Genomic DNA, 23,135 nt, shown 5'->3' with positions numbered 1-23,135 from the left:
GCGTCCAGGGTAAGTCGCCCGGCCCCGCACCCGGGGCCGCCGCGTCCGGGCACCCGGAGCCGCCGCGCCCGGCCCGCGCCCGGTGCGCTCCGGGAGGTGCCGGGAATCCGGGTCAGGGCCGGACCACGCGCCCGGTGGCAGTAGCGTTTCCGTACATGAGACTCGGTGTCCTCGACGTGGGTTCGAACACGGTGCATCTGCTGGTGGTCGACGCGCACCCGGGCGCGCGCCCGCTGCCCGCGTACTCGCACAAGGTGGAGCTGCGCCTGGCCCAGCTGCTCGACGAGGGCGGCGCGATCGGAGCCGAGGGCGTGGAGCGGCTGGTGGCCGTGGTCAGGGACGCGCTCCAGGCCGCCGAGGACAAGGGCGTGGAGGACCTGCTGCCGTTCGCGACGTCGGCGGTGCGCGAGTCGAACAACGCCGACGACGTCCTCGCGCGCGTGCAGGCCGAGACGGGCGTACGGCTCCAGGTGCTCAGCGGCGCCGAGGAGGCCCGGCTCACCTTCCTCGCCGCCCGCCGCTGGTTCGGCTGGTCGGCGGGCAAGCTGCTGGTCCTGGACATCGGCGGCGGCTCCCTGGAGATCGCCTTCGGCATCGACGAGGAACCCGACGCCGCCGTCTCGCTGCCGCTCGGCGCGGGCCGGCTCACCGCCGGCTGGCTGCCCGGCGACCCGCCGGACCCGGAGGCCGTCAGGGCGCTGCGCCGCCATGTCCGTACGGAGATAGCGCGGACGGTCGGCGAGTTCAGCCGCTTCGGCGCCCCGGACCATGTGGTCGCCACCTCCAAGACGTTCCGGCAGCTGGCCCGGATCGCCGGGGCCGCCCGCTCCGCCGAGGGCCTGTACGTGCAGCGCGAGCTGAAGCGCGAGTCCCTGGAGGCATGGGTGCCGCGGCTGGCCGCGATGACGGCCGGTGAGCGCGCCGAGCTGCCGGGCGTCTCCGAGGACCGCGCGGGCCAACTGCTCGCCGGTGCCCTGGTCGCCGAGGGGGTGATGGACCTCTTCGGCGTGGAGCGGCTGGAGATCTGCCCCTGGGCCCTGCGCGAGGGAGTCATCCTGCGGCGCCTGGACCACATGGGAACGGCGTAGCCGTACCCGCGGGGCGTACGCGGGTACGGAGTGAGACCGGCCACGACGGGCGGGCGCAGGCCCTGGAGCGCCCCCGGCACCCCGTAACCTGTCCCTCGTGGTGGAACCCGTCGTGCGCATCCCGGATGCGAAGGTCGCCCTGTCGACGGCCTCCGTGTACCCGGAGTCGACGGCGACGGCCTTCGAGATCGCCGCGCGCCTCGGCTACGACGGCGTCGAGGTCATGGTGTGGACCGACCCGGTCAGCCAGGACATCGACGCGCTGCGCCGCCTCAGCGACCACCACGGCATACCGATCCTGGCCGTGCACGCCCCCTGTCTGCTGATCACCCAGCGGGTGTGGTCCACCGACCCGTGGGTCAAGCTCCAGCGCGCCCGGTCGGCGGCCGAGCGGCTCGGGGCGAGCACCGTCGTCGTGCACCCGCCGTTCCGCTGGCAGCGCCAGTACGCCCGTGGCTTCGTCTCGGGGATCTGGCGGATGGCGGACGAGACGGACGTGCGCTTCGCGGTGGAGAACATGTACCCCTGGCGCTACCGCGACCGCGAGATGCTCGCCTACGCGCCCGACTGGGACGTCACCAAGGACGACTACCGCCACTTCACGATCGACCTCAGCCACGCGGCGACGGCCCGCACCGACGCCCTCGCCATGGTGGACCGCATGGGCGACCGCCTCGGCCACGTCCATCTCGCCGACGGCAGGGGTTCGGCCAAGGACGAGCACCTGGTGCCGGGCCGCGGCGGACAGCCCTGCGCCGCGCTGCTGGAACGCCTCGCCGGCTCCGGCTTCGACGGCCATGTGGTCATCGAGGTCAACACCCGCCGCGCGATGTCCGGCGCCGAACGTGAGGCCGACCTCGCCGAGGCCCTGGCCTTCACCCGCCTGCACCTGGCCTCGTCGGCACGCCTGCGCGGGCGCTGACGGCTCCCGCGCCGCACCCCCGGCCGGGCACCGGCCCGAGACGGCCGTCCCGTATTCCGGACAGGGCGTCCCGCCCCGTGGATGACCGGCGTACGCTCGACGGAGTCAGAACTCTGCCCGCCGCAGGCATCCGGACGCACCGGCGCCACCAGCGGCAGAACCCTTTGAAGGAGCGAGCGACGATGCCCGAGCTGAGGTCCCGCACAGTCACCCACGGCCGCAACATGGCGGGCGCCCGCGCCCTTATGCGCGCCTCCGGTGTACCCGGTGCGGACATCGGCCGGAAGCCGATCATCGCCATCGCCAACAGCTTCACCGAGTTCGTGCCCGGCCACACCCACCTGGCCCCGGTCGGCCGGATCGTCGGCGAGGCGGTCCGCGAGGCCGGCGGCATCCCGCGCGAGTTCAACACCATCGCCGTCGACGACGGCATCGCCATGGGCCACGGCGGCATGCTGTACTCGCTGCCCTCGCGCGACCTGATCGCCGACAGCGTCGAGTACATGGTCGAGGCGCACTGCGCCGACGCCCTGGTCTGCATCTCCAACTGCGACAAGATCACCCCGGGCATGCTGATGGCCGCGCTGCGGCTGAACATCCCGACGGTCTTCGTCTCCGGCGGCCCCATGGAGGCCGGCCGCGCCACGCTGGTCGACGGCACCGTGCGCACCCTCGACCTGATCGACGCCATCGCCGACGCCGCCAACGACAAGATCTCCGACGAGGACATCCTCCGTATCGAGGAGAACGCCTGTCCGACCTGCGGCAGCTGTTCCGGCATGTTCACCGCCAACTCGATGAACTGCCTGACCGAGGCCATCGGCCTCTCCCTGCCGGGCAACGGCTCGGTCCTGGCCACCCACACCGCCCGCCGCGCCCTGTACGAGGACGCCGCCCGCACGGTCATGGACATCACCCGCCGCTACTACGACCAGGACGACGAGACGGTCCTGCCGCGCAACGTCGCCACCTTCGCGGCCTTCGAGAACGCCATGGCCCTCGACATCGCCATGGGCGGCTCCACCAACACGATCCTGCACCTGCTGGCCGCCGCCCAGGAGGCGGGCGTCGAGTTCGGCCTGGAGCAGATCGACGCCGTCTCCCGCCGCGTCCCCTGCCTGGCCAAGGTCGCCCCGAACGTCGCCAAGGACCGCACGTACTACATGGAGGACGTGCACCGCGCCGGCGGCATCCCCGCCCTGCTCGGCGAGCTGCACCGGGCCGGACTGCTCAACGAGGACGTGCACGCCGTGCACAGCCCCTCCCTGGCGGACTGGCTCAAGACCTGGGACGTGCGCGGCGGCTCGCCCTCGCCCGAGGCCGTCGAGCTGTGGCACGCGGCGCCCGGCTGCGTCCGTTCCGCCGAGGCGTTCTCCCAGTCCGAGCGCTGGGAGGCGCTGGACACCGACGCCGAGGGCGGCTGCATCCGCTCCGCCGAACACGCCTACTCCAAGGACGGCGGCCTCGCGGTCCTGCGCGGCAACCTCGCCGTGGACGGCTGCGTGGTCAAGACCGCGGGCGTCGACGAGTCGATCTGGACCTTCGAGGGCCCGGCCGTCGTCTGCGAGTCGCAGGAGGAGGCCGTCGAGAAGATCCTCACCCAGCGGGTCACGGCCGGTGACGTCGTCGTCATCCGCTACGAGGGCCCCAAGGGCGGCCCCGGCATGCAGGAGATGCTCTACCCGACCTCGTACCTGAAGGGCCGCGGTCTGGGCAAGGTCTGCGCGCTGATCACCGACGGCCGCTTCTCCGGCGGCACCTCCGGCCTGTCCATCGGGCACGCCTCCCCCGAGGCGGCCTCCGGCGGCACCATCGCGCTGGTCGAGGACGGCGACCGCATCCGCATCGACATCCCCGGCCGCTCCATCGAGCTCCTGGTGGACGACGCGGAGCTGGCCCGCCGCGAGCAGGCACTCGGCGGGGCGTACGCCCCGAAGAACCGCGACCGCAAGGTGACGGCCGCCCTGCGCGCCTACGCCGCGATGGCCACCAGCGCCGACAAGGGCGCCGTCCGGGACGTCTCGAAGCTCGGCTGACCCGCGGAACACACCGAGGGGCCGTCCCGTCCGAGGCGGCCCCTCGCGCCTGCCGCCGGGAGGCCGCGCGCCGTCGGCGGACCCCCGGGGCGTACGGACGTCACCAGGCGGACGGATCCCGCGCGTCCACCGCGAAGACCGTGCCGTCCGGCGCGCCCCCGCACACATGCCCGGCCACCGGCACCGGATCCGGGACCGAGGAGGCCACCCGGTCCCCGCCCGCGCCGAGCCGCGCCGGTGTCTGGCCGACCAGCGCGCCGCCGCGCGCGTCCACGGCCAGCAGCCGCCCGTCCGCCGACAGCACGTACACGTGCCGCGCGTCCGCGACCGGCGCCGAACCCCGGCTCACCGACGTCTCCAGGGACCACAGCTGCCGCCCGGCCGCCAGATCGACGGCCACCAGCGAACCTCCCGCGGACAGCAGCTGGACCACGTCCCCGCGCACCGTGGCGTGCGCCTGCTGGAGCGGGACCGACAGCGCCACCTCGCGGGTCGTGCCCGGACCGGGGGAGTAGCGGACCACCGCGCGCGTGTCGCCGTAGACCCCGTCGACCGACTGGAGGAACAGGGACCCGCCCGAGGAGCCGAACGGCCGCAGCGTCCCCGCCAGCCGCGCCTGCCAGCGCACGGCGCCCGTACGGGGGTCGACCGCCGTCACCCGGGTGCCCTTCCCGCCGTCGCCAGGACCCGTCGCGTACGCCAGCGGATCCCCGGCGAACGAGGTGAAGTACGGCAGGCCGAGGCCGGGCACCCGTCTGCTCCACCGGGTCGCGCCGGAACCGGCGTCCACCCCGGTCACCGTGCCGTCCGCGGCGGTCAGCAGCAGCATGTCCCCCGCGAACCGCATCCCCCGGTACGCCGACGCGTCCCGCTGCCAGCGCACCTCGCCCGTGGCCGGGTCCAGCGCCCGCAGCACCCCGTCCCGGCCGGCCGGCGCCACCACCAGACCGCCCGCCGCCACCGGAGCGCCGGTGACCGGCGCGGCCGCGGCCGGGTGCCGCCACAGCACCGAGCCGTCCGCCGGGGCGAGCGCGAACACCAGCCCCGGCTCCGCGCACACCACCCGCCCGGCCGCGGACACGCAGTGCGGCACGCCGCCGCCCTGCGCCACCGGCCGCGCCTGCCACCCGGCGAACGCCGCCGAGGCGGTGCGCGGCGCGTCGTCCCGGTGCGCGGCCTCCCCGCCGCCGCCCAGCAGTTCCACCGCCGTCAGCGCGGAGCCCACGACCAGGACGCAGACCCCCGCCGCCAGCGCCAGCCGCCTGCCCATCCACCGGCCCGGCCCCCGTCCGGCGCGCCGCACCGGCTTCCCGGCGGCGCCGTCCGCGGGCTCGGGCCCGGCCGGATCCGCCGTCGGCGCGGGGCCCGGCGCGAGGTCCGGTGTGGAATCCGTTGCTGGTTCCGGTTCCGGTTCCGGTTCTGGTTCCGGCTCCGGCCCGGCGGCACCCTGCGCGCCCGCCCGCTGCCCCGGCACGAACAACTGCGTGTCGTACGAGGCCGCCACCGACCGCAGCTCGCGCATCAGCTCGTCCGGGGTCGGCCGGTCCTCCGGCTCCTTGGCCAGGCAGCGCCGGACCAGCGGGGCCAGATCCTCCGGCACACCGGTCAGATCCGGCTCGTCGTGCACCACCTGGTACGCCACCACGTACGGGCTGTCGGAGTCGAAAGGGCCGCGGCCCGTCGCCGCGTGCACCAGCACCGACCCGAGCGTGAAGATGTCGGCGGCCGGTCCCACCTCGCGCGGGCGCCGGAACTGCTCGGGCGCCATGAACGGCGGCGTACCGATCAGCTTGCCGGTCTCGGTCCGCAGTTCGCTGTCCTTGGGGCGCGAGATACCGAAGTCGATGACCTTCGGGCCGTCCTCGGCGAGCAGCACGTTGCTCGGCTTGAGATCGCGGTGCACGACCCCCACCCGGTGGATGTCACGCAGCGCCTCGGCGAGCCCGGCCGTCAGCCTGCGCAACCGTGCCGGAGCCATCGGTCCGTTCCGCTTGACCTCCTCGGCGAGCGTGGGGCCCGGGATGAACAAGGTCGCCATCCAGGGCCGCCCGGCCTCCGGATCGGCATCCACGACCGACGCGGTGAAGGCACCGCTGACCCGGCGGGCCGCCGCCACCTCCTGCCGGAAACGCCCCCTGAACTCCGGATCCCGGGCGAACTCCGCGTGCACCACCTTCACCGCGAGCCGCAGCCCCGAGGTGCTCCGGGCCAGGTGCACCACCCCCATGCCACCGGAGCCCAGGCGCGCTTCGAGCCGGTAGTGCCCGGCATATTCCGGAAGTTCCGCTTCCGCGCCCGCTCCGATGTTGCGCTGTGGCGACATGGACCACCCCCGTGCTGTTCGTCCGCGCGCGCGACGCACCGACCCTAGTCGATGACTCGAACGGGACTGAGGCGGCTTGCTAGCGTTCGCGTGCGAGTCGCGCACACCTGTCCCACCGCGCGGCCCAGGGGAACGAACACCTCCGCGGCGGTCATGCCGCGGGGCACGACGGGGGAGGTCCTTTCATGACGGTCGACCATGCCGAGGAGACGGCCGGCGGCACCGGCACAGCCGCGGGCGGCGAGAAGGAGCAGCAGGTCGCGGCCCACGCCGCCGCCCTGCGCTACTACTCCGTCGCACCCGGCGTCGCCCTGAACGTCCGCAGCGGCCCCGGCACCGGATACCCGGTCGTACGCACCCTGCCGGTCGGCGCCAAGGTCCCGGTGCACTGCCAGTCGCCCGGCACCAAGGTCTCGGGCCCGTACGGGACGTCGAGCATCTGGGACAACATCGACAACGGCGAGTTCGTCTCCGACGCCTACATCTACACCGGCGCCGACGGCTACATCGCCCCGCGCTGCTCCTGAGCCCGCCCGGAGCCCGCGGCCCCCGGGGCGCCATAATCGTGGCGTGAGCGACGAGAACGGCACCCCGGACACCCCCGCGGGCCCCACGGCCACCGGCACCACCGGGCCGCGCCCCGAGCCCCTGCGCTTCTTCGGCACGACCTGGGTGCGGCACGACAACGGCTACGCGCTGCGCCGCGCCGGGGTCGCCGCCGGTTCGCTGCTGGCGGCGGCAGCGGCCTGCTTCGTGCTCCGCCTCGCCTACGAGGGCATCCAGATCGCGGACTCGGGCGCCTTCGTCAGCCTGCTGGTCGTCATCATGTTCGCCGTGTGCAGCGCGCTCGCCTTCGGCCACACCTGGGGCGGCTTCAGCACCCGTCCCGACCCCGAGCGCCAGTCCTCCCTGCGCGGCCTGCTCGCCGTCGGCTTCGTCGGCTCCCTCCTCGCGTACTTCTTCCGCTCCCTGACCGAGGCCCCCGGCGAGGGCCTGCACCGCAAGGAGTACGAGCAGGCCCGCGAGCAGTACGAACGCCGCAGCACCCGGCGCACGGGCAACCCCTCGAAGAAGAAGCGCCGCGGCTGACCGGCGGCGCCCGCCCGCCGCGCCTCCGCGGCCCCCGCCACCCGCCCGGCCCGCACGGTCCCTGCCCGGGGGCGCACGCCCCGCGCAAACCGCCGGGAAAATCCCGCCCGCCCGGCGACCGCTTGGACGACCATGGGTCCATGACCGTCTCTCCGTCGCCCGCCCCGGACCCCGCCGCCCACGCCGTCCGCGCCCGCTCCTTCGACGCGGCCGCCGCCCAGTACGCGGCCAACCGCCCCTCCTACCCGCCGGCCCTGTTCGACACCGTCGAGGAGCTCGCGGGCCGCCCGCTCGCCGGTGCCCGTGTCGCCGACGTCGGCGCCGGTACGGGCATCTCGACGGCCCTGCTGCACGAGCGCGGCGCCCAGGTCCTGGCCGTCGAACCCGGTGACGGCATGGCCGCCCAGTTCCGCGCCGGCCACCCCGGCATCCCGATCGTGCGCGGCAACGGCAACGCCCTGCCGCTGGCCGACGCCTCGGCCGACCTGATCACCTACGCCCAGGCCTGGCACTGGACCGACCCGGCCCGCTCGGTCCCCGAAGCGCTGCGCGTCCTGCGCCCCGGCGGCTCCCTCGCCCTGTGGTGGAACACCGACGCCCTCGACATCGACTGGATAGCGGAGGCGAGCCGCCGGACCGGACGCTTCTTCGGCGTCGACATCCCCGCCGAGAAACAGCGCGCCGCCCGCACCGAACTGGCCGACCCCACCGGCCGCCTCCGCCTCACCCGCCGCACGGTGCGCTGGAGCCGCCGGATCCCGCTCGACACCCACCTGGCCAACATCGGCAGCCACTCGTTCTTCCTCGTCTGCCCCGAGGACCGCCGCGCCGACTTCTTCGCCCAGGAGCGCGCCCATCTGCTGGAGGTCTTCCCGGACGGCATCGTCGAGGAGACCTACGACGTCCTCCTCCTGGTCGCCGCCAACGACTGACCCGCCCGCGCGCCCGGCCGCACCGCCGCCCGCGGGCATGTCCCGCCAGCCGGACAACACCCCGCATCCCGGACCGCCGGTGCGAGGATGAGCCCCATGAGCCAGAAAGTCGCAGTCCTCGGCACCGGCAAGATCGGCGAAGCCCTGCTCAGCGGAATGATCCGGGCCGGCTGGGCGCCCGCCGACCTCCTGGTCACCGCCCGCCGGCCCGAGCGCGCCGAGGAACTCCGCGCCCGCCACGGCGTCACCCCGGTCACCAACGCCGAGGCGGCGAAGACCGCCGACACCCTGATCCTCACGGTCAAGCCGCAGGACATGGGCACCCTGCTCGACGAGCTCGCCCCGCACCTGCCCGCGGGCCGGCTGGTCATCAGCGGCGCGGCCGGCATCCCCACCTCCTTCTTCGAGGAGCGGCTGACCCCGGGCACCCCGGTCGTGCGCGTCATGACGAACACCCCGGCCCTGGTGGACGAGGCCATGTCCGTCATCTCCGCCGGCACCCACGCCACCGCCGGGCACCTCAGCCACGCCGAGGAGATCTTCGGCGCCGTCGGCAAGACGCTCCGCGTCCCCGAGTCGCAGCAGGACGCCTGCACCGCGCTCTCCGGTTCGGGCCCGGCGTACTTCTTCTACCTGGTCGAGGCCATGACCGACGCGGGCATCCTGCTCGGCCTGCCCCGCGACAAGGCGCACGAGCTGATCGTGCAGTCCGCCGTCGGCGCGGCCGTGATGCTCCGCGACAGCGGCGAGCACCCCGTGAAACTCCGCGAGAACGTCACCTCGCCGGCCGGGACGACGATCAACGCCATCCGCGAGCTGGAGAACCACGGGGTGCGCGCCGCGCTGATCGCCGCGCTGGAGGCCGCCCGCGACCGCAGCCGCGAACTGGCCTCCGGCAACAGCTGACCCGCCGCCCGCCGCGTGCCCGCCGTCAGGCGGGCAGCAGCCCGATGGCCCGGTACGCCGCGTCGACCGTCGGCCGCGCCATCGTCCGGGCCTTCTCCGCGCCCGCCCGCAGCACCTGCTCCAGGTACCCGGGGTCGGCGCACAGCTCCCGGTGCCGCTCCTGCACCGGCCTGAGGACCTCCACCACGGCCTCCGCTGTGTCCTTCTTCAGCGCGCCGTACGACGAGTACGCCGCGGCCAGGGCCTCCGGGTCCCCGCCCGCGCAGGCGGCCAGGATCTCCAGCAGGTTGGTGACGCCGGGCCGCGCCGCGCGGTCGTGGACGACGTCCTGCCCGCTGTCGGTCACCGCGCGCATGACCTTCTTCCGTACGACCTCCGGCTCGTCCAGCAGATAGACGATGCCCGGCCCGGTGTCGTCGGACTTCCCCATCTTCGACGTCGGGTCCTGGAGGTTCATCACCCGCGCCGCCACCTTCGGCGGAGTCGCCTTCGGCACCGTGAACGTCTGCCCGTACCGGTGGTTGAACCGCACCGCCAGGTCCCGGGCCAGCTCCACGTGCTGCGTCTGGTCCTCGCCGACCGGTACCTCGTCCGTGTCGTACGCGAGGATGTCCGCCGCCATCAGCGCGGGATACGTCAGCAGGGACAGCCGGACGCTGCCGCCGCGCACCTGCTCGCGCCCGGACTTCTCCTTGTACTGGATCATCCGGCGCATCTCGCCGTCGGTGGCCACGCACTCCAGCAGGTAGGACAGCCGGGCGTGCTCGTCCACATGGCTCTGCACGAACACCGTGCACCGCTCGGGATCGAGGCCGGCCGCCAGCAGCAGCGTCGCGGCCTGCCTGCTGAGTCTGCGCACCCGGGCGGGGTCGTGGTCCACGGTCAGGGCGTGCAGGTCCACCACGCAGAACAGGGAGTCCGCCCGGTGCTGGTCGGTCTCGGCCCACTGCCGCAGGGCGCCCAGGTAGTTCCCGAGCGTCAGGTGCCCGGTCGGCTTGACCCCGCTGAAGACCCTTGTCATCTCTGTTCCCTCTCCGGTGGAGGCCGCCGTCCCTGCGGGCCGGCCCCCGGAGTCCTGGAGGGGAAACGAGAACGGCCGCCGAGGCGGCGGCCGTTGTCTGCGTACGTGAGCAGGGCCGCCGTCAGGCGGGCCACCACTGCTGGTTGTACGTACGCGTCGTCATGCCCGTCAGCGTACGCCTCCGCCGCCCGCCCCAGCCATGGTTGACACGCCGCCCGGGGATCCGTAAGGTACTTCGAGTTGTCCGACGTGAGAGCCGACTCCGGTCGGTCCCCGGGCAGCCACTCCGCAGGTACTCATCACTACACGGCGACAGTCGTTTTACGTCTGTCTGGCGTCGTGCATTGCCATGTGTATTCACGGAATGAGGAATCCGCGTTCGCGAGAACGCAGGCCCCCGATTCGCTCGGGAGCACGGAATCCGCTAAAGTCTCACTCGTCGGAACGGCCCAACAGCCGGGAAGACGGACCCCGCTGACTGGGGGTCAGGTCGAGAAAAGATCTGATAGAGTCGGAACCGCCGGAAAGGGAAACGCGGAAGCGGGAACCTGGAAAGCACCGAGGAAATCGGATCGGAAAAGGATCTGATAGAGTCGGAAACGCAAGACCGAAGGGAAGCGCCCGGAGGAAAGCCCGAGAGGGTGAGTACAAAGGAAGCGTCCGTTCCTTGAGAACTCAACAGCGTGCCAAAAGTCAACGCCAGATATGTTGATACCCCGTCTCCGGCCGTCATGGCCGGGACGAGGTTCCTTTGAAGAAAACACAGCGAGGACGCTGTGAACCGGGGAACATTCCTTCCCTTGGTTCCGCTCTCGTGGTGTCGCCCCGATTACGGGGAAGCATTCACGGAGAGTTTGATCCTGGCTCAGGACGAACGCTGGCGGCGTGCTTAACACATGCAAGTCGAACGATGAACCACTTCGGTGGGGATTAGTGGCGAACGGGTGAGTAACACGTGGGCAATCTGCCCTGCACTCTGGGACAAGCCCTGGAAACGGGGTCTAATACCGGATACGAGTCTCCAAGGCATCTTGGAGACTGTAAAGCTCCGGCGGTGCAGGATGAGCCCGCGGCCTATCAGCTTGTTGGTGAGGTAGTGGCTCACCAAGGCGACGACGGGTAGCCGGCCTGAGAGGGCGACCGGCCACACTGGGACTGAGACACGGCCCAGACTCCTACGGGAGGCAGCAGTGGGGAATATTGCACAATGGGCGAAAGCCTGATGCAGCGACGCCGCGTGAGGGATGACGGCCTTCGGGTTGTAAACCTCTTTCAGCAGGGAAGAAGCGAGAGTGACGGTACCTGCAGAAGAAGCGCCGGCTAACTACGTGCCAGCAGCCGCGGTAATACGTAGGGCGCAAGCGTTGTCCGGAATTATTGGGCGTAAAGAGCTCGTAGGCGGCTTGTCACGTCGGTTGTGAAAGCCCGGGGCTTAACCCCGGGTCTGCAGTCGATACGGGCAGGCTAGAGTTCGGTAGGGGAGATCGGAATTCCTGGTGTAGCGGTGAAATGCGCAGATATCAGGAGGAACACCGGTGGCGAAGGCGGATCTCTGGGCCGATACTGACGCTGAGGAGCGAAAGCGTGGGGAGCGAACAGGATTAGATACCCTGGTAGTCCACGCCGTAAACGGTGGGCACTAGGTGTGGGCGACATTCCACGTCGTCCGTGCCGCAGCTAACGCATTAAGTGCCCCGCCTGGGGAGTACGGCCGCAAGGCTAAAACTCAAAGGAATTGACGGGGGCCCGCACAAGCGGCGGAGCATGTGGCTTAATTCGACGCAACGCGAAGAACCTTACCAAGGCTTGACATACACCGGAAAACTCTGGAGACAGGGTCCCCCTTGTGGTCGGTGTACAGGTGGTGCATGGCTGTCGTCAGCTCGTGTCGTGAGATGTTGGGTTAAGTCCCGCAACGAGCGCAACCCTTGTCCCGTGTTGCCAGCAGGCCCTTGTGGTGCTGGGGACTCACGGGAGACCGCCGGGGTCAACTCGGAGGAAGGTGGGGACGACGTCAAGTCATCATGCCCCTTATGTCTTGGGCTGCACACGTGCTACAATGGCCGGTACAATGAGCTGCGATACCGTGAGGTGGAGCGAATCTCAAAAAGCCGGTCTCAGTTCGGATTGGGGTCTGCAACTCGACCCCATGAAGTCGGAGTCGCTAGTAATCGCAGATCAGCATTGCTGCGGTGAATACGTTCCCGGGCCTTGTACACACCGCCCGTCACGTCACGAAAGTCGGTAACACCCGAAGCCGGTGGCCCAACCCCTTGTGGGAGGGAGCTGTCGAAGGTGGGACTGGCGATTGGGACGAAGTCGTAACAAGGTAGCCGTACCGGAAGGTGCGGCTGGATCACCTCCTTTCTAAGGAGCACATAGCCGAATGCAGGCAAATGTTCTGCACGGTTGCTCATGGGTGGAACGTTGACTATTCGGCACGGTTCGGATGTCTTCTGCTAGTACTGCTTCGGCGTGGAACGCAAGGGGATGGATGGAACGTGTCGGGCACGCTGTTGGGTCCTGAGGGAATGATGCCCTCAGTTTGCCGGCCCCGGTGAAGCATCGTTTTTCGGTGTGTGACGGGTGGTTGGTCGTTGTTTGAGAACTGCACAGTGGACGCGAGCATCTGTGGCCAAGTTTTTAAGGGCGCACGGTGGATGCCTTGGCACCAGGAACCGATGAAGGACGTGGGAGGCCACGATAGTCCCCGGGGAGTCGTCAACCAGGCTTTGATCCGGGGGTTTCCGAATGGGGAAACCCGGCAGTCGTCATGGGCTGTCACCCGCTGCTGAACACATAGGCAGTGTGGAGGGAACGCGGGGAAGTGAAACATCTCAGTACCCGCAGGAAGAGAAAACAACCGTGATTCCGGGAGTAGTGGCGAGCGAAACCGGATGAGGCCAAACCGTATGCGTGTGAGACCCGGCAGGGGTTGCGTATGCGGGGTTGTGGGATCTCTCTTCTACGGTCTGCCGGCCGTGGGACGAGTGAGAAACCGTTGATGTAGGCGAAGGACATGCGAAAGGTCCGGCGTAGAGGGTAAGACCCCCGTAGTCGAAACATTAGCGGCTCGTTTGAGAGACACCCAAGTAGCACGGGGCCCGAGAAATCCCGTGTGAATCTGGCGGGACCACCCGCTAAGCCTAAATATTCCCTGGTGACCGATAGCGGATAGTACCGTGAGGGAATGGTGAAAAGTACCCCGGGAGGGGAGTGAAATAGTACCTGAAACCGTGTGCCTACAAGCCGTGGGAGCGTCGGATGCAGCTTGCTGTATCTCGTGACTGCGTGCCTTTTGAAGAATGAGCCTGCGAGTTTGCGGTGTGTTGCGAGGTTAACCCGTTGTGGGGTAGCCGTAGCGAAAGCGAGTCCTAACAGGGCGGTGGAGTAGCACGCTCAAGACCCGAAGCGGAGTGATCTAGCCATGGGCAGGTTGAAGCGGAGGTAAGACTTCGTGGAGGACCGAACCCACCAGGGTTGAAAACCTGGGGGATGACCTGTGGTTAGGGGTGAAAGGCCAATCAAACTCCGTGATAGCTGGTTCTCCCCGAAATGCATTTAGGTGCAGCGTCGTGTGTTTCTTGCCGGAGGTAGAGCACTGGATAGGCGATGGGCCCTACCGGGTTACTGACCTTAGCCAAACTCCGAATGCCGGTAAGTGAGAGCGCGGCAGTGAGACTGTGGGGGATAAGCTCCATGGTCGAGAGGGAAACAGCCCAGAGCATCGACTAAGGCCCCTAAGCGTACGCTAAGTGGGAAAGGATGTGGAGTCGCAGAGACAACCAGGAGGTTGGCTTAGAAGCAGCCACCCTTGAAAGAGTGCGTAATAGCTCACTGGTCTAGTGATTCCGCGCCGACAATGTAGCGGGGCTCAAGCGTACCGCCGAAGTCGTGTCATTCACATAAATAGCCCTAACGGGTGTGTGGATGGGTAGGGGAGCGTCGTCTGCCGGGTGAAGCGGCACTGGAAGGTAGTCGTGGACGGTTGACGAGTGAGAATGCAGGCATGAGTAGCGATTCACACGTGAGAAACGTGTGCGCCGATTGACTAAGGGTTCCTGGGTCAAGCTGATCTGCCCAGGGTAAGTCGGGACCTAAGGCGAGGCCGACAGGCGTAGTCGATGGATAACCGGTTGATATTCCGGTACCCGCTGTGAAGCGTCAAACATCGAGCATCGTGATGCTAAGGCCGTGAAGCCGCCCTGATCTCTTCGGAGTTGAGGGGAGTGGTGGAGCCGCTGAACCGAGCGGTTAGTAGGTGAGTGATGGGGTGACGCAGGAAGGTAGTCCATCCCGGGCGGTGGTTGTCCCGGGGTAAGGGTGTAGCCCGAGTGGTAGGTAAATCCGCCTCTCTTGCAGGGTGAGACCTGATGCCGAGCCGATTGTGGTGAAGTGGATGATCCTATGCTGTCGAGAAAAGCCTCTAGCGAGTTTCATGGCGGCCCGTACCCTAAACCGACTCAGGTGGTCAGGTAGAGAATACCGAGGCGTTCGGGTGAACTATGGTTAAGGAACTCGGCAAAATGCCCCCGTAACTTCGGGAGAAGGGGGGCCACATCTGGTGAGGATTTTCTCTGAGCTGGGGGTGGCCGCAGAGACCAGCGAGAAGCGACTGTTTACTAAAAACACAGGTCCGTGCGAAGCCGTAAGGCGATGTATACGGACTGACGCCTGCCCGGTGCTGGAACGTTAAGGGGACCGGTTAGCTCCATTTCGGTGGGGCGAAGCTGAGAACTTAAGCGCCAGTAAACGGCGGTGGTAACTATAACCATCCTAAGGTAGCGAAATTCCTTGTCGGGTAAGTTCCGACCTGCACGAATGGCGTAACGACTTCTCGACTGTCTCAACCATAGGCCCGGTGAAATTGCACTACGAGTAAAGATGCTCGTTTCGCGCAGCAGGACGGAAAGACCCCGGGACCTTTACTACAGTTTGATATTGGTGTTCGGTTCGGCTTGTGTAGGATAGCTGGGAGACTTTGAAGCGTGCACGCCAGTGTGTGTGGAGTCGTCGTTGAAATACCAGTCTGGTCGTGCTGGATGTCTAACCTGGGTCCGTGATCCGGATCAGGGACAGTGTCTGATGGGTAGTTTAACTGGGGCGGTTGCCTCCTAAAGGGTAACGGAGGCGCCCAAAGGTTCCCTCAGCCTGGTTGGTAATCAGGTGTTGAGTGTAAGTGCACAAGGGAGCTTGACTGTGAGACCGACGGGTCGAGCAGGGACGAAAGTCGGGACTAGTGATCCGGCGGTGGCTTGTGGAAGCGCCGTCGCTCAACGGATAAAAGGTACCCCGGGGATAACAGGCTGATCTTCCCCAAGAGTCCATATCGACGGGATGGTTTGGCACCTCGATGTCGGCTCGTCGCATCCTGGGGCTGGAGTCGGTCCCAAGGGTTGGGCTGTTCGCCCATTAAAGCGGTACGCGAGCTGGGTTTAGAACGTCGTGAGACAGTTCGGTCCCTATCCGCTGTGCGCGTAGGAGTCTTGAGAAGGGCTGTCCCTAGTACGAGAGGACCGGGACGGACGAACCTCTGGTGTGCCAGTTGTTCTGCCAAGGGCATGGCTGGTTGGCTACGTTCGGGAGGGATAACCGCTGAAAGCATCTAAGCGGGAAGCCTGCTTCGAGATGAGGGCTCCCACCCACTTGATGGGGTAAGGCTCCCAGTAGACGACTGGGTTGATAGGCCGGATCTGGAAGCACGGTAACGTGTGGAGGTGACCGGTACTAATAGGCCGAGGGCTTGTCCTCAGTTGCTCGCGTCCACTGTGTTGGTTCTGAAACCACGAACAACCCCATGCCAGGTCACGGCGTGGTGCGGTTGATTGTTTCATAGTGTTTCGGTGGTCATAGCGTGAGGGAAACGCCCGGTTACATTCCGAACCCGGAAGCTAAGCCTCACAGCGCCGATGGTACTGCAGGGGGGACCCTGTGGGAGAGTAGGACACCGCCGAACAAATTTTAGGGAAAACCCCGCACCTCACGGTGCGGGGTTTTTCTGCGTCTAGGCTCTTTTCTATGCGCTATGACCTCGTCATCTTCGACAACGACGGTGTGCTCGTCGACAGCGAGCCCCTCTCGAACCGCCTGCTCGCCGGTTACCTCACCGAGCTGGGCCACCCGACCTCGTACGAGGACTCGCTCCGCGACTACATGGGCGCGGCGATGCACCGGGTGCACGACCTGGTGCTGGAGCGCACCGGGAAGCGGCTGCCGGACGACTTCGACGACGTCTTCCACGCCCGGGTCTTCGCCGCCTTCGAGCGGGAGCTGAAGCCCGTGCCCGGCGCCGTCGGCGTACTGGAGAAGCTGGCGGCGGACGGGACGCCGTACTGCGTGGCCTCCTCGGGGAGCCATGAGCGCATACGGGTGGGGCACCGCGCCACGGGGCTCGACCGGTGGTTCGAGGAGGGCCGGGTCTTCAGCGCGCAGGACGTCGGCCGGGGCAAGCCGGCGCCGGACCTCTTCCTGTACGCGGCCGAGCGGATGGGGGTGGCGCCCGGCCGGTGTGTGGTCGTCGAGGACTCCCCGCTGGGCGTGCAGGCGGCCGTGGCGGCCGGGATGGACGTGTACGGGTTCACGGCGATGACCCCCGCCGACCGGCTCGCGGGTGCCACCCGACTCTTCTCCTCCCTGGCCGACTTGACCGACCTGCTGGTTCGCCCGGAGGCATGACCCGGGCCACCGGCGCGGTGCTGACATTTGTCATGCGGAGCTCCGGACGATCGGTTCTGCCGCCGGACCCCCTGAGCGGGCGAAGCTGAGGGCATGACGAAGACCACGGGGAACCACAGCCGGAGCACCGCCCACGACGACGCCGTCCGGAACCCGAGCGTGCTGGACAACTTCCGGCCGCTCATCCTGGACATCGCGGTGCCGCTCGGCTCGTACTACGTGTTCAAGGACGCCTTCGGGACGAGCACCTTCGCGGCGCTGGCCTGGAGCAGCGCGGTCCCGGCGCTGCGGACCGTGTGGAGCCTGGTGAAGGAGCGGCGGGCCAACGCCCTGGCGGCCCTGATCCTCTTCGTGAACGTCGTCTCGCTGCTGCTGAGCTTCGTCTCCGGGGACCCGCGGCTGATGCTGGCCAAGGACAGCGGGGTCAGCAGCACGGTCGCGATCGGCATCCTGGTCTCGGTGTTCCTCGGCAGGCCGATGATGACGGCGGGGCTGAAGCCCTTCATGGTGAAGGGGGACGCCGCCAAGGAGGCCGCGTGGGAGCGGCTGGTGTCCGGTGCGGCGGCCGGCTCGGCGGTCTTCCGGCGCAAGGAGCGGCTGTTCTCGGTCGTCTGGGGCGTGGCGCTGCTGGCCGAGTGCGTGGCGCGGGTCGTGGGCGCGTACACCGTGCCGGTGGACACGATGGTCTGGCTCGGCACGGTCTTCATGGTCGGCACGCTGGCGGTCGCCTTCGTGATCAGCGGCGGGCTGGCCGCCGGGCCGATGGAGGAGATGGTGGCCGCCGAGGCCGAGACCGCTGGGGCCGAGACCGCTGGTGCGGAGACCGTCGAGGCCGGGGCCGTCGAGGCAGCCCGCGCCGCCGTCCCGGCGACCGCCGTCACCGCCTGAGCGGGCCGGTCCCGTCGAAGCTGAAGAAAATTCATCTTTGACTGGATCTACCCACAGGTAGCCACGGGCCCTACGCTCGCCGCCATGACAGATGTGCTGCGGCGCGGCAGGGCCTCGCTGGCGTTCAGCTTCTTCGCCCAGGGCGCCGCCTTCGCCCTCCTCGTGACGCGCATTCCGGCCATCCAGGACCGCTACGGCGTCTCGGACGGCCTGCTGCCGGTCTTCCTGGCGGCCGTGCCCATCCTCGCGGGGGTCGGCAGCGTCACCACCGAGCACCTGGTCAAGCGGTTCCGGCCCAGCCGTCTGCTGCGCTGGTCGCAGCCGGTCGTGCTGCTGGCGCTGCTCGGAGCCGGATCCGGTGACCGGATAGCCGAAATGGCCCTGACGCTGGCTGTGTTCGGGCTGGCCGTGGGCATGCTGGACGCCTCGATGAACATGCTCGGGGTGAGTCTCCAGCGGACGTACGGCCGCAGCATCATGCTCGGCTTCCACGCCGCCTACAGCCTGGGCGGGATCGTCGGCGCCTCGCTGGCCTGGGCGGGCGCGCACTGGCATCTGGCGCTGTGGGCGTCGTATCTGCCGGTGGTGGCGGTGCTGCTCCCGGCGGCGTTCGTCGCGAGCCGCTGGTACGTGGACGCCGAGGCTCCCGCCGGCTCCGGTGATCCGGCCGCCGCCGGGGCCCCGGGCGGCGCGGGCGCGGGCGGGACCGTCGTGTTCAGGCTGCTGCTGCCGCTCTGCCTGGTCATGACCTTCGCGTACATCGGCGACTCGACCGTCTCCAACTGGAGCGCCAAGTACCTCCAGGACACGCTGGGCAGTTCGGAGCAGCTCGCGACGGTCCCGTACAACGTCTACATGGTCACCACGCTGCTGGGCCGGACCCTCGGGGACGCCGGGGTGCGGCGGTTCGGGGCGGCGGCGGTGGTACGCCTGGGCACGCTGGTGGCGGCGGCCGGTTTCGCGGTGGTGGCCGGGGCGCCGGGGGCCTGGGTGGGCATGCTCGGGTTCACGCTGCTGGGGCTCGGGCTGTGCGTGCTGGTGCCGCAGACCTTCGCGGCGGCCGGGCGGCTGTTCCCGGGCGCCTCGGACGCGGCGATCGCGCGCCTCAACATCTTCAACTACGTCGGTTTCCTGGTCGGCTCGCCGCTGGTGGGCGCGCTGGGCGACGCCTGGAGCTACCGCGGGGCGATGCTGGTGCCGATGGTCCTGGTGCTGGTGACGCTGGTGTACGCCAGGTCGTTCGCGCCGCCGGGCGACCGATACGGTGGCGGTCATGAGCGGCTGCGCACAGCTGATGTGGGACGAGGCGGTAACGGGGTATGACTTCGGCCGCGACCATCCGATGGACCCGGTCCGGCTCGCCCTGACCCGGAGCCTGGTCGGTGCCCTCGGGCTCGACCGCCAGGTGCGCCTGGTGTCCGCCAAGCCGGCCGGGGAGTCGACGCTGCGGCTGGTGCACCGGCTGGACTACATCGACGCGGTGAGGACGGCGTCGGCGGATCCGGCGGCGGCCGACCCGGCGTACGGCCTTGGCACGGTGGACGATCCGGCCTTCGCCGGGATGCACGAGGTCTCGGCGCTGATCGCGGGCCAGTCGGTGGGCGCGGCGGAGGCGGTGTGGGGCGGGGACGCGCTGCACGCGGTGAACTTCACGGGCGGGCTGCACCACGCGATGCCGGGCGCGGCGTCCGGCTTCTGCGTCTACAACGACGCGGCGCTGGCCATCGCCCGGCTCCTCGAACTCGGCGCCGAGCGGGTCGCGTACGTCGATGTCGACGTGCACCACGGCGACGGGGTGCAGGCCGCGTTCTGGGAGGACCCGCGGGTGCTGACGGTCTCGCTGCACGAGCATCCCCGGACGCTGTTCCCGCAGACCGGGTGGCCGCAGGAGACCGGCGCGGACAGCGCGGAGGGCTCGGCGGTGAACGTGGCGCTGCCGGCCGGGACCGGGGACGCGGGCTGGCTGCGGGCGTTCCACGCGATCGTGCCCGAACTGCTCGCGGACTTCCGGCCGCAGGTGCTGGTGACCCAGCACGGCGCCGACACGCACTTCGAGGACCCGCTCGCGCATCTCGCGGTCTCGCTGGACGCGCAGCGGGCCGTGCAGGTCGCCTGCCACGACCTGGCGCACGAGCACGCCGAGGGCCGCTGGGTCGCCCTGGGCGGCGGCGGTTACGCGGTGGTCGAGGTCGTCCCGCGCTCGTGGACGCATCTGGTGGGGATCGCGGCGGGGCGGCCGGTGGAGCCGGAGACGGTGATCCCGGAGAGCTGGCGCCAGGAGGTGTACGCGCGGACGCGGCAACTGGGGCCGCTGCGGATGACGGACGGGCGGTGGCCGGTGCCGTGGTCGGACTGGGATGCCGGGTACGACCCGGCGGACCGGCTGGACCAGGCGATCCTGGCGACCCGGCGGGCGGCGTTCCCGCTGCGCGGGCTGCTGCCCTAGCCCTAGCAGGACCTGCCGGGGCGGGGCCTGCCGGGGCCGGCCCTGCCGGGGCCGGGGCGGCCGGGCGCGATCGGGTGTGGCCGGGCGGGTGGCGTTAGGCCGGCCGTGGGGTGTTGTGCCGTTTTCGGGACGCGGTCGGTGGCCGTCCGCCACCATCGCCTCGTGTCGAGCACCACCGCGCTGCGCGCGCATCTGGTCCGTGCCCGTCTGGCCGGTGTCGTGGCCACCACGCGCGAGGTGAGCCTGCGCAGTTACCGGCTGTTCGCCGCCGGGGATCCCCGGGCGCTGATCGGCTTGGACCCCGAACTCCCCTGGGGGCAGCGGGAGCTGATCGAACTGATGGCTGAGAAGTGCGGCGTTTCGGCCGATCCGCTGTGCACCTTCGGCCATGATGTGATTGACCCGGAGCTGACCCTGAGCGCGCTCGGCGTCTTCGCCGACCGGCTCGGCGCGGCGGCCCGGCGGGGCGCGGCGGTGCTGATCGGTACCGGGCACCCGCACCGGCTCCTCGGTTTCTACGCCGCTCTCGCGGACGCCCTGTCGGCGGCGGGATGTACCGTCCTCACCCCGGCGCAGGGTCGCTGTGTCGACATAACGACCCGGTTCGGTCTACGTACGCACCACCTGGACTACGTACGACAAGTGGCCCTCGTGCGGCTCCCGGGCCCCGCGCGCCCCGGTTGTGAGCCCGGCGCACACACGCATTCCCCGCTGCCGGTCCGGGTGGCCCTCGACGCGGCCGCGGCGGCCGGAGGACCGCTGCCCGAGCTGGTGATCGGGGACCACGGCTGGGTGTGCGGAGCAGGTCAACTGGGGTTCGAGGCCATCGGTCTGGCGGACACGGACGATCCCGCTCCGTTCGTCGGGCAGGCGGAGGGGCGCGTGGCCGTCGTGGTGCCGCTGGATGACGGAGTGCGATCCGTGTACTACCGTCCGCTCATCCGCTATGTGCTCGGCCGGGCGGGTCTGTCGCCCTAGGTTGCCGATGCGTGCACCTCTTCCCCACTCGCATCACCCGCCCCTAGTCTGGGGAGTGAGCACGCAGCGACGAAGAGTCACCGGAAGGGGAAGCCGGCGACCGTCGAGTGCGGAAGGTGCAGGTGTGTCATGGCTGCAGCTGACCAGAGGCCTCTCAACGAGGTCCAGTTCCTTACCGTGGCGGAGGTCGCCTCGGTGATGCGAGTGTCGAAGATGACCGTGTACCGCCTGGTGCACAGCGGTCATCTGCCCGCGATCCGGGTGGGGCGGTCCTTCCGCGTCCCGGAGCAAGCGGTTCACGAGTATCTTCGCGAGAGCTATGTGGGGGTGGAACCCGCCTGACGACCGGCCGGGGGGCCCGTACCGGCCCGGCCGGGACCCCCGGACACCTCGATTAACGGCCTCAGCACTCGGGCGGGTAGGCTAGCCCCTCGTAGGTCGTGTGGGCCCATGGCGCCCAAACACCGAGTGATGAGAAGTGAGCGAGGGTAGTCGTGGGCTCTGTTATCAAGAAGCGGCGCAAGCGGATGGCCAAGAAGAAGCACCGCAAGCTGCTGAAGCGCACCCGCGTCCAGCGTCGCAACAAGAAGTAGCGACGCCGGTCGCCACTGGTCAGTGCGCGACAACGCGAGAGCGTGTCTGTGGCCCCCCACCCGTGCGGTGGGGGGCCACACTAGGTTGGCCGCACACGGGGTACGCGGGACGCGACGTGAAGGCGGCCCGAAGGCGGCCCGACGGCGACGTGAAGGAAGGCGCTGATCTTGGGACAGACCGTGCTCGTGACCGGGGTGGCCCGCCGGCTCGCCGGCCGGTTCGTCCGGCGGATCCTGCGTGACCCGGAGGTGGACCGGGTGGTGGGCGTGGACGCGCTGCCGCCCGAGCACTCGCTGGGCGGCGCCGACTTCGTCCAGGCCGACATCCGCCAGCCGACCATCGCGCGGGTGCTCGCCGAGGCGTCCGCCGACACGGTCGTCCACCTGGACGTGACCGGCACCGCGCTGGGCGGCGGCAGCCGGGCCACGGTCAAGGAGACCAACGTCATCGGCACCATGCAGCTGCTGGGCGCCTGCCAGAAGTCACCCAGCGTGCGGCGTCTCGTGGTGAAGTCCAGCACCAACGTCTACGGCTCCGCGCCCCGCGATCCGGCGGTGTTCACCGAGACCACCCCGGCCAAGTCCCTGCCCAGCGGCGGCTTCGCCAAGGACGCCGTCGAGGTCGAGGGCTACGTCCGGGGCTTCGCGCGGCGGCGGCCGGACGTGGCGGTGTGCGTGCTGCGCTTCGCCAACATCCTCGGGCCGACCGTGGACACCCCGCTCGCCGCGTACTTCGCGCTGCCGGTGCTGCCGACCGTGTTCGGCTACGACCCGCGGCTCCAGTTCGCGCACGAGGACGACGTCGTCGAGGTGCTGCGGCTGGCCGCGCGGGAGGCCCGGCGGGGCACGCTCAACAGCGGCACGTTCAACATCGCCGGTGACGGGGTGCTGCTGCTCTCGCAGTGCGCGCGGCGGCTGGGCCGGCCCACCGTGCCGCTGCTGCTGCCCGCGGTCACCTGGGCGGGCTCGCTGGTGCGTACGCTGGGTATGACGGACTTCTCACCCGAGCAGATCCGGCTGCTCACCCACGGCCGGGTCGTGGCCACGGACGAGATGCGCCGCACGCTGGGATTCGCCCCCCGGTACACGACCGCCGAGACCTTCGAGGACTTCGTCCGCAGCCGCGGCCCCGGGCTGCTGCCGCCCGAAGCCCTCGCGGGGGCCGTCGACCGGATCGCCGCGCTGTCCCGCCGGGGCGGCGCTCACCTCCCGACGCCGAGCGCCAACTGAGGAGCGCA

Annotated in this window: 17 protein-coding genes and 3 rRNA genes; 18 read left to right on the top strand and 2 right to left on the bottom strand. The window is 69.5% G+C overall.

The genetic code is table 11. From position 1 onward, the window contains the following. The first annotated feature begins 155 nt into the window (after nucleotides 1-155). The 3 genes from R4Z62_RS14325 (at nucleotide 156) to ilvD (ending at nucleotide 4,046) form a co-directional block, all read left to right on the top strand. The gene (locus tag R4Z62_RS14325) at nucleotides 156-1,088 is read left to right on the top strand and encodes a Ppx/GppA family phosphatase (RefSeq protein WP_064534438.1); all 933 of its coding nucleotides are present in this window, start codon (nucleotides 156-158) and stop codon (nucleotides 1,086-1,088) included. 97 nt (nucleotides 1,089-1,185) lie between these two features. Then, nucleotides 1,186-2,010, top strand: coding sequence for a sugar phosphate isomerase/epimerase family protein (locus R4Z62_RS14320; RefSeq protein WP_064534439.1), 825 nt, complete (start codon nucleotides 1,186-1,188; stop codon nucleotides 2,008-2,010). A gap of 182 nt (nucleotides 2,011-2,192) precedes the next feature. Next, the gene (gene ilvD, locus R4Z62_RS14315) at nucleotides 2,193-4,046 is read left to right on the top strand and encodes a dihydroxy-acid dehydratase (protein WP_491519971.1); all 1,854 of its coding nucleotides are present in this window, start codon (nucleotides 2,193-2,195) and stop codon (nucleotides 4,044-4,046) included. Between the two features lie 100 nt (nucleotides 4,047-4,146). Here ilvD and R4Z62_RS14310 read toward each other — a convergent pair whose 3' ends face one another. Then, nucleotides 4,147-6,369: an outer membrane protein assembly factor BamB family protein gene (locus R4Z62_RS14310; protein ID WP_491519970.1), complete on the bottom strand. Its 2,223-nt coding sequence runs from the start codon at nucleotides 6,367-6,369 to the stop codon at nucleotides 4,147-4,149. A gap of 185 nt (nucleotides 6,370-6,554) precedes the next feature. Between R4Z62_RS14310 and R4Z62_RS14305 the strand changes: the two genes are divergently transcribed. The 4 genes from R4Z62_RS14305 to proC all read left to right on the top strand — a co-directional run bounded on the left by R4Z62_RS14305 (nucleotide 6,555) and on the right by proC (nucleotide 9,296). Next, complete coding sequence (locus R4Z62_RS14305; protein ID WP_064534442.1) at nucleotides 6,555-6,896, top strand: SH3 domain-containing protein; 342 nt, start codon at nucleotides 6,555-6,557, stop codon at nucleotides 6,894-6,896. A gap of 43 nt (nucleotides 6,897-6,939) precedes the next feature. Continuing rightward, nucleotides 6,940-7,458 (top strand): EamA/RhaT family transporter, encoded by a 519-nt coding sequence (locus R4Z62_RS14300; protein WP_491519969.1) that lies wholly within the window; start codon nucleotides 6,940-6,942, stop codon nucleotides 7,456-7,458. A gap of 140 nt (nucleotides 7,459-7,598) precedes the next feature. Next, nucleotides 7,599-8,390 carry a class I SAM-dependent methyltransferase gene (locus R4Z62_RS14295; RefSeq protein WP_355478324.1) on the top strand — a complete coding sequence of 264 codons (792 nt, stop codon included), beginning with the start codon at nucleotides 7,599-7,601 and terminating at the stop codon, nucleotides 8,388-8,390. 96 nt (nucleotides 8,391-8,486) lie between these two features. Next, nucleotides 8,487-9,296, top strand: a complete 810-nt coding sequence (proC, locus tag R4Z62_RS14290; RefSeq protein WP_385504737.1) for a pyrroline-5-carboxylate reductase — start codon at nucleotides 8,487-8,489, stop codon at nucleotides 9,294-9,296. 25 nt (nucleotides 9,297-9,321) lie between these two features. Here the strand turns inward: proC and trpS are convergent, their stop codons facing one another. Then, entirely contained in the window at nucleotides 9,322-10,317 is a 996-nt protein-coding gene (gene trpS, locus R4Z62_RS14285) for a tryptophan--tRNA ligase (protein ID WP_491519968.1), read from the bottom strand. 842 nt (nucleotides 10,318-11,159) lie between these two features. Between trpS and R4Z62_RS14280 the strand changes: the two genes are divergently transcribed. The 11 genes from R4Z62_RS14280 to R4Z62_RS14230 all read left to right on the top strand — a co-directional run bounded on the left by R4Z62_RS14280 (nucleotide 11,160) and on the right by R4Z62_RS14230 (nucleotide 23,127). Further along, nucleotides 11,160-12,684 (top strand): 16S ribosomal RNA (locus R4Z62_RS14280). Nucleotides 12,685-12,950: 266 nt separating this feature from the next. Next, a 23S ribosomal RNA gene (locus R4Z62_RS14275) occupies nucleotides 12,951-16,068 on the top strand. A gap of 88 nt (nucleotides 16,069-16,156) precedes the next feature. Next, a 5S ribosomal RNA gene (rrf, locus tag R4Z62_RS14270) occupies nucleotides 16,157-16,273 on the top strand. The 16S, 23S and 5S rRNA genes sit together here, the layout of an rRNA operon. Before the next feature lie 62 nt (nucleotides 16,274-16,335). Then, a complete protein-coding gene (locus R4Z62_RS14265; protein ID WP_382851339.1) occupies nucleotides 16,336-16,992 on the top strand; it encodes an HAD family hydrolase in 657 nt (218 codons plus the stop codon). 93 nt (nucleotides 16,993-17,085) lie between these two features. After that, nucleotides 17,086-17,880 (top strand): VC0807 family protein, encoded by a 795-nt coding sequence (locus R4Z62_RS14260; RefSeq protein ID WP_491519967.1) that lies wholly within the window; start codon nucleotides 17,086-17,088, stop codon nucleotides 17,878-17,880. Between the two features lie 84 nt (nucleotides 17,881-17,964). After that, entirely contained in the window at nucleotides 17,965-19,203 is a 1,239-nt protein-coding gene (locus R4Z62_RS14255; RefSeq protein ID WP_491519966.1) for an MFS transporter, read from the top strand. Next, nucleotides 19,154-20,326 (top strand): acetoin utilization protein AcuC, encoded by a 1,173-nt coding sequence (locus tag R4Z62_RS14250; protein WP_064534450.1) that lies wholly within the window; start codon nucleotides 19,154-19,156, stop codon nucleotides 20,324-20,326. The genes R4Z62_RS14255 and R4Z62_RS14250 overlap by 50 nt, the downstream gene beginning before the upstream one ends. Before the next feature lie 162 nt (nucleotides 20,327-20,488). Continuing rightward, entirely contained in the window at nucleotides 20,489-21,304 is an 816-nt protein-coding gene (locus R4Z62_RS14245) for a phosphatase (protein ID WP_491519965.1), read from the top strand. 129 nt (nucleotides 21,305-21,433) lie between these two features. Beyond that, entirely contained in the window at nucleotides 21,434-21,646 is a 213-nt protein-coding gene (locus tag R4Z62_RS14240) for a helix-turn-helix domain-containing protein (RefSeq protein ID WP_018568181.1), read from the top strand. Between the two features lie 152 nt (nucleotides 21,647-21,798). After that, complete coding sequence (locus R4Z62_RS14235) at nucleotides 21,799-21,897, top strand: 30S ribosomal protein bS22 (RefSeq protein ID WP_003948845.1); 99 nt, start codon at nucleotides 21,799-21,801, stop codon at nucleotides 21,895-21,897. Nucleotides 21,898-22,065: 168 nt separating this feature from the next. Further along, nucleotides 22,066-23,127, top strand: a complete 1,062-nt coding sequence (locus R4Z62_RS14230) for an NAD-dependent epimerase/dehydratase family protein (protein ID WP_491519964.1) — start codon at nucleotides 22,066-22,068, stop codon at nucleotides 23,125-23,127. Nucleotides 23,128-23,135 lie beyond the last annotated feature (8 nt).

This window comes from Streptomyces sp. PL-25 (assembly GCF_058344915.1).
This window is presented reverse-complemented; position numbering and strand designations above follow the sequence as displayed.

What these genes read in the sequence shown, in the direction of transcription:
- R4Z62_RS14260 (WP_491519967.1), top strand. Translation starts at nt 17,086, where the DNA reads ATGACGAAGACCACGGGGAACCACAGCCGGAGCACCGCCCACGACGAC.
- proC (WP_385504737.1), top strand. Translation starts at nt 8,487, where the DNA reads ATGAGCCAGAAAGTCGCAGTCCTCGGCACCGGCAAGATCGGCGAAGCC.
- R4Z62_RS14250 (WP_064534450.1), top strand. Translation starts at nt 19,154, where the DNA reads ATGAGCGGCTGCGCACAGCTGATGTGGGACGAGGCGGTAACGGGGTAT.
- ilvD (WP_491519971.1), top strand. Translation starts at nt 2,193, where the DNA reads ATGCCCGAGCTGAGGTCCCGCACAGTCACCCACGGCCGCAACATGGCG.
- trpS (WP_491519968.1), bottom strand. Translation starts at nt 10,317, where the DNA reads ATGACAAGGGTCTTCAGCGGGGTCAAGCCGACCGGGCACCTGACGCTC.
- R4Z62_RS14305 (WP_064534442.1), top strand. Translation starts at nt 6,555, where the DNA reads ATGACGGTCGACCATGCCGAGGAGACGGCCGGCGGCACCGGCACAGCC.
- R4Z62_RS14310 (WP_491519970.1), bottom strand. Translation starts at nt 6,369, where the DNA reads ATGTCGCCACAGCGCAACATCGGAGCGGGCGCGGAAGCGGAACTTCCG.
- R4Z62_RS14265 (WP_382851339.1), top strand. Translation starts at nt 16,336, where the DNA reads ATGCGCTATGACCTCGTCATCTTCGACAACGACGGTGTGCTCGTCGAC.
- R4Z62_RS14295 (WP_355478324.1), top strand. Translation starts at nt 7,599, where the DNA reads ATGACCGTCTCTCCGTCGCCCGCCCCGGACCCCGCCGCCCACGCCGTC.
- R4Z62_RS14240 (WP_018568181.1), top strand. Translation starts at nt 21,434, where the DNA reads ATGGCTGCAGCTGACCAGAGGCCTCTCAACGAGGTCCAGTTCCTTACC.
- R4Z62_RS14325 (WP_064534438.1), top strand. Translation starts at nt 156, where the DNA reads ATGAGACTCGGTGTCCTCGACGTGGGTTCGAACACGGTGCATCTGCTG.
- R4Z62_RS14255 (WP_491519966.1), top strand. Translation starts at nt 17,965, where the DNA reads ATGACAGATGTGCTGCGGCGCGGCAGGGCCTCGCTGGCGTTCAGCTTC.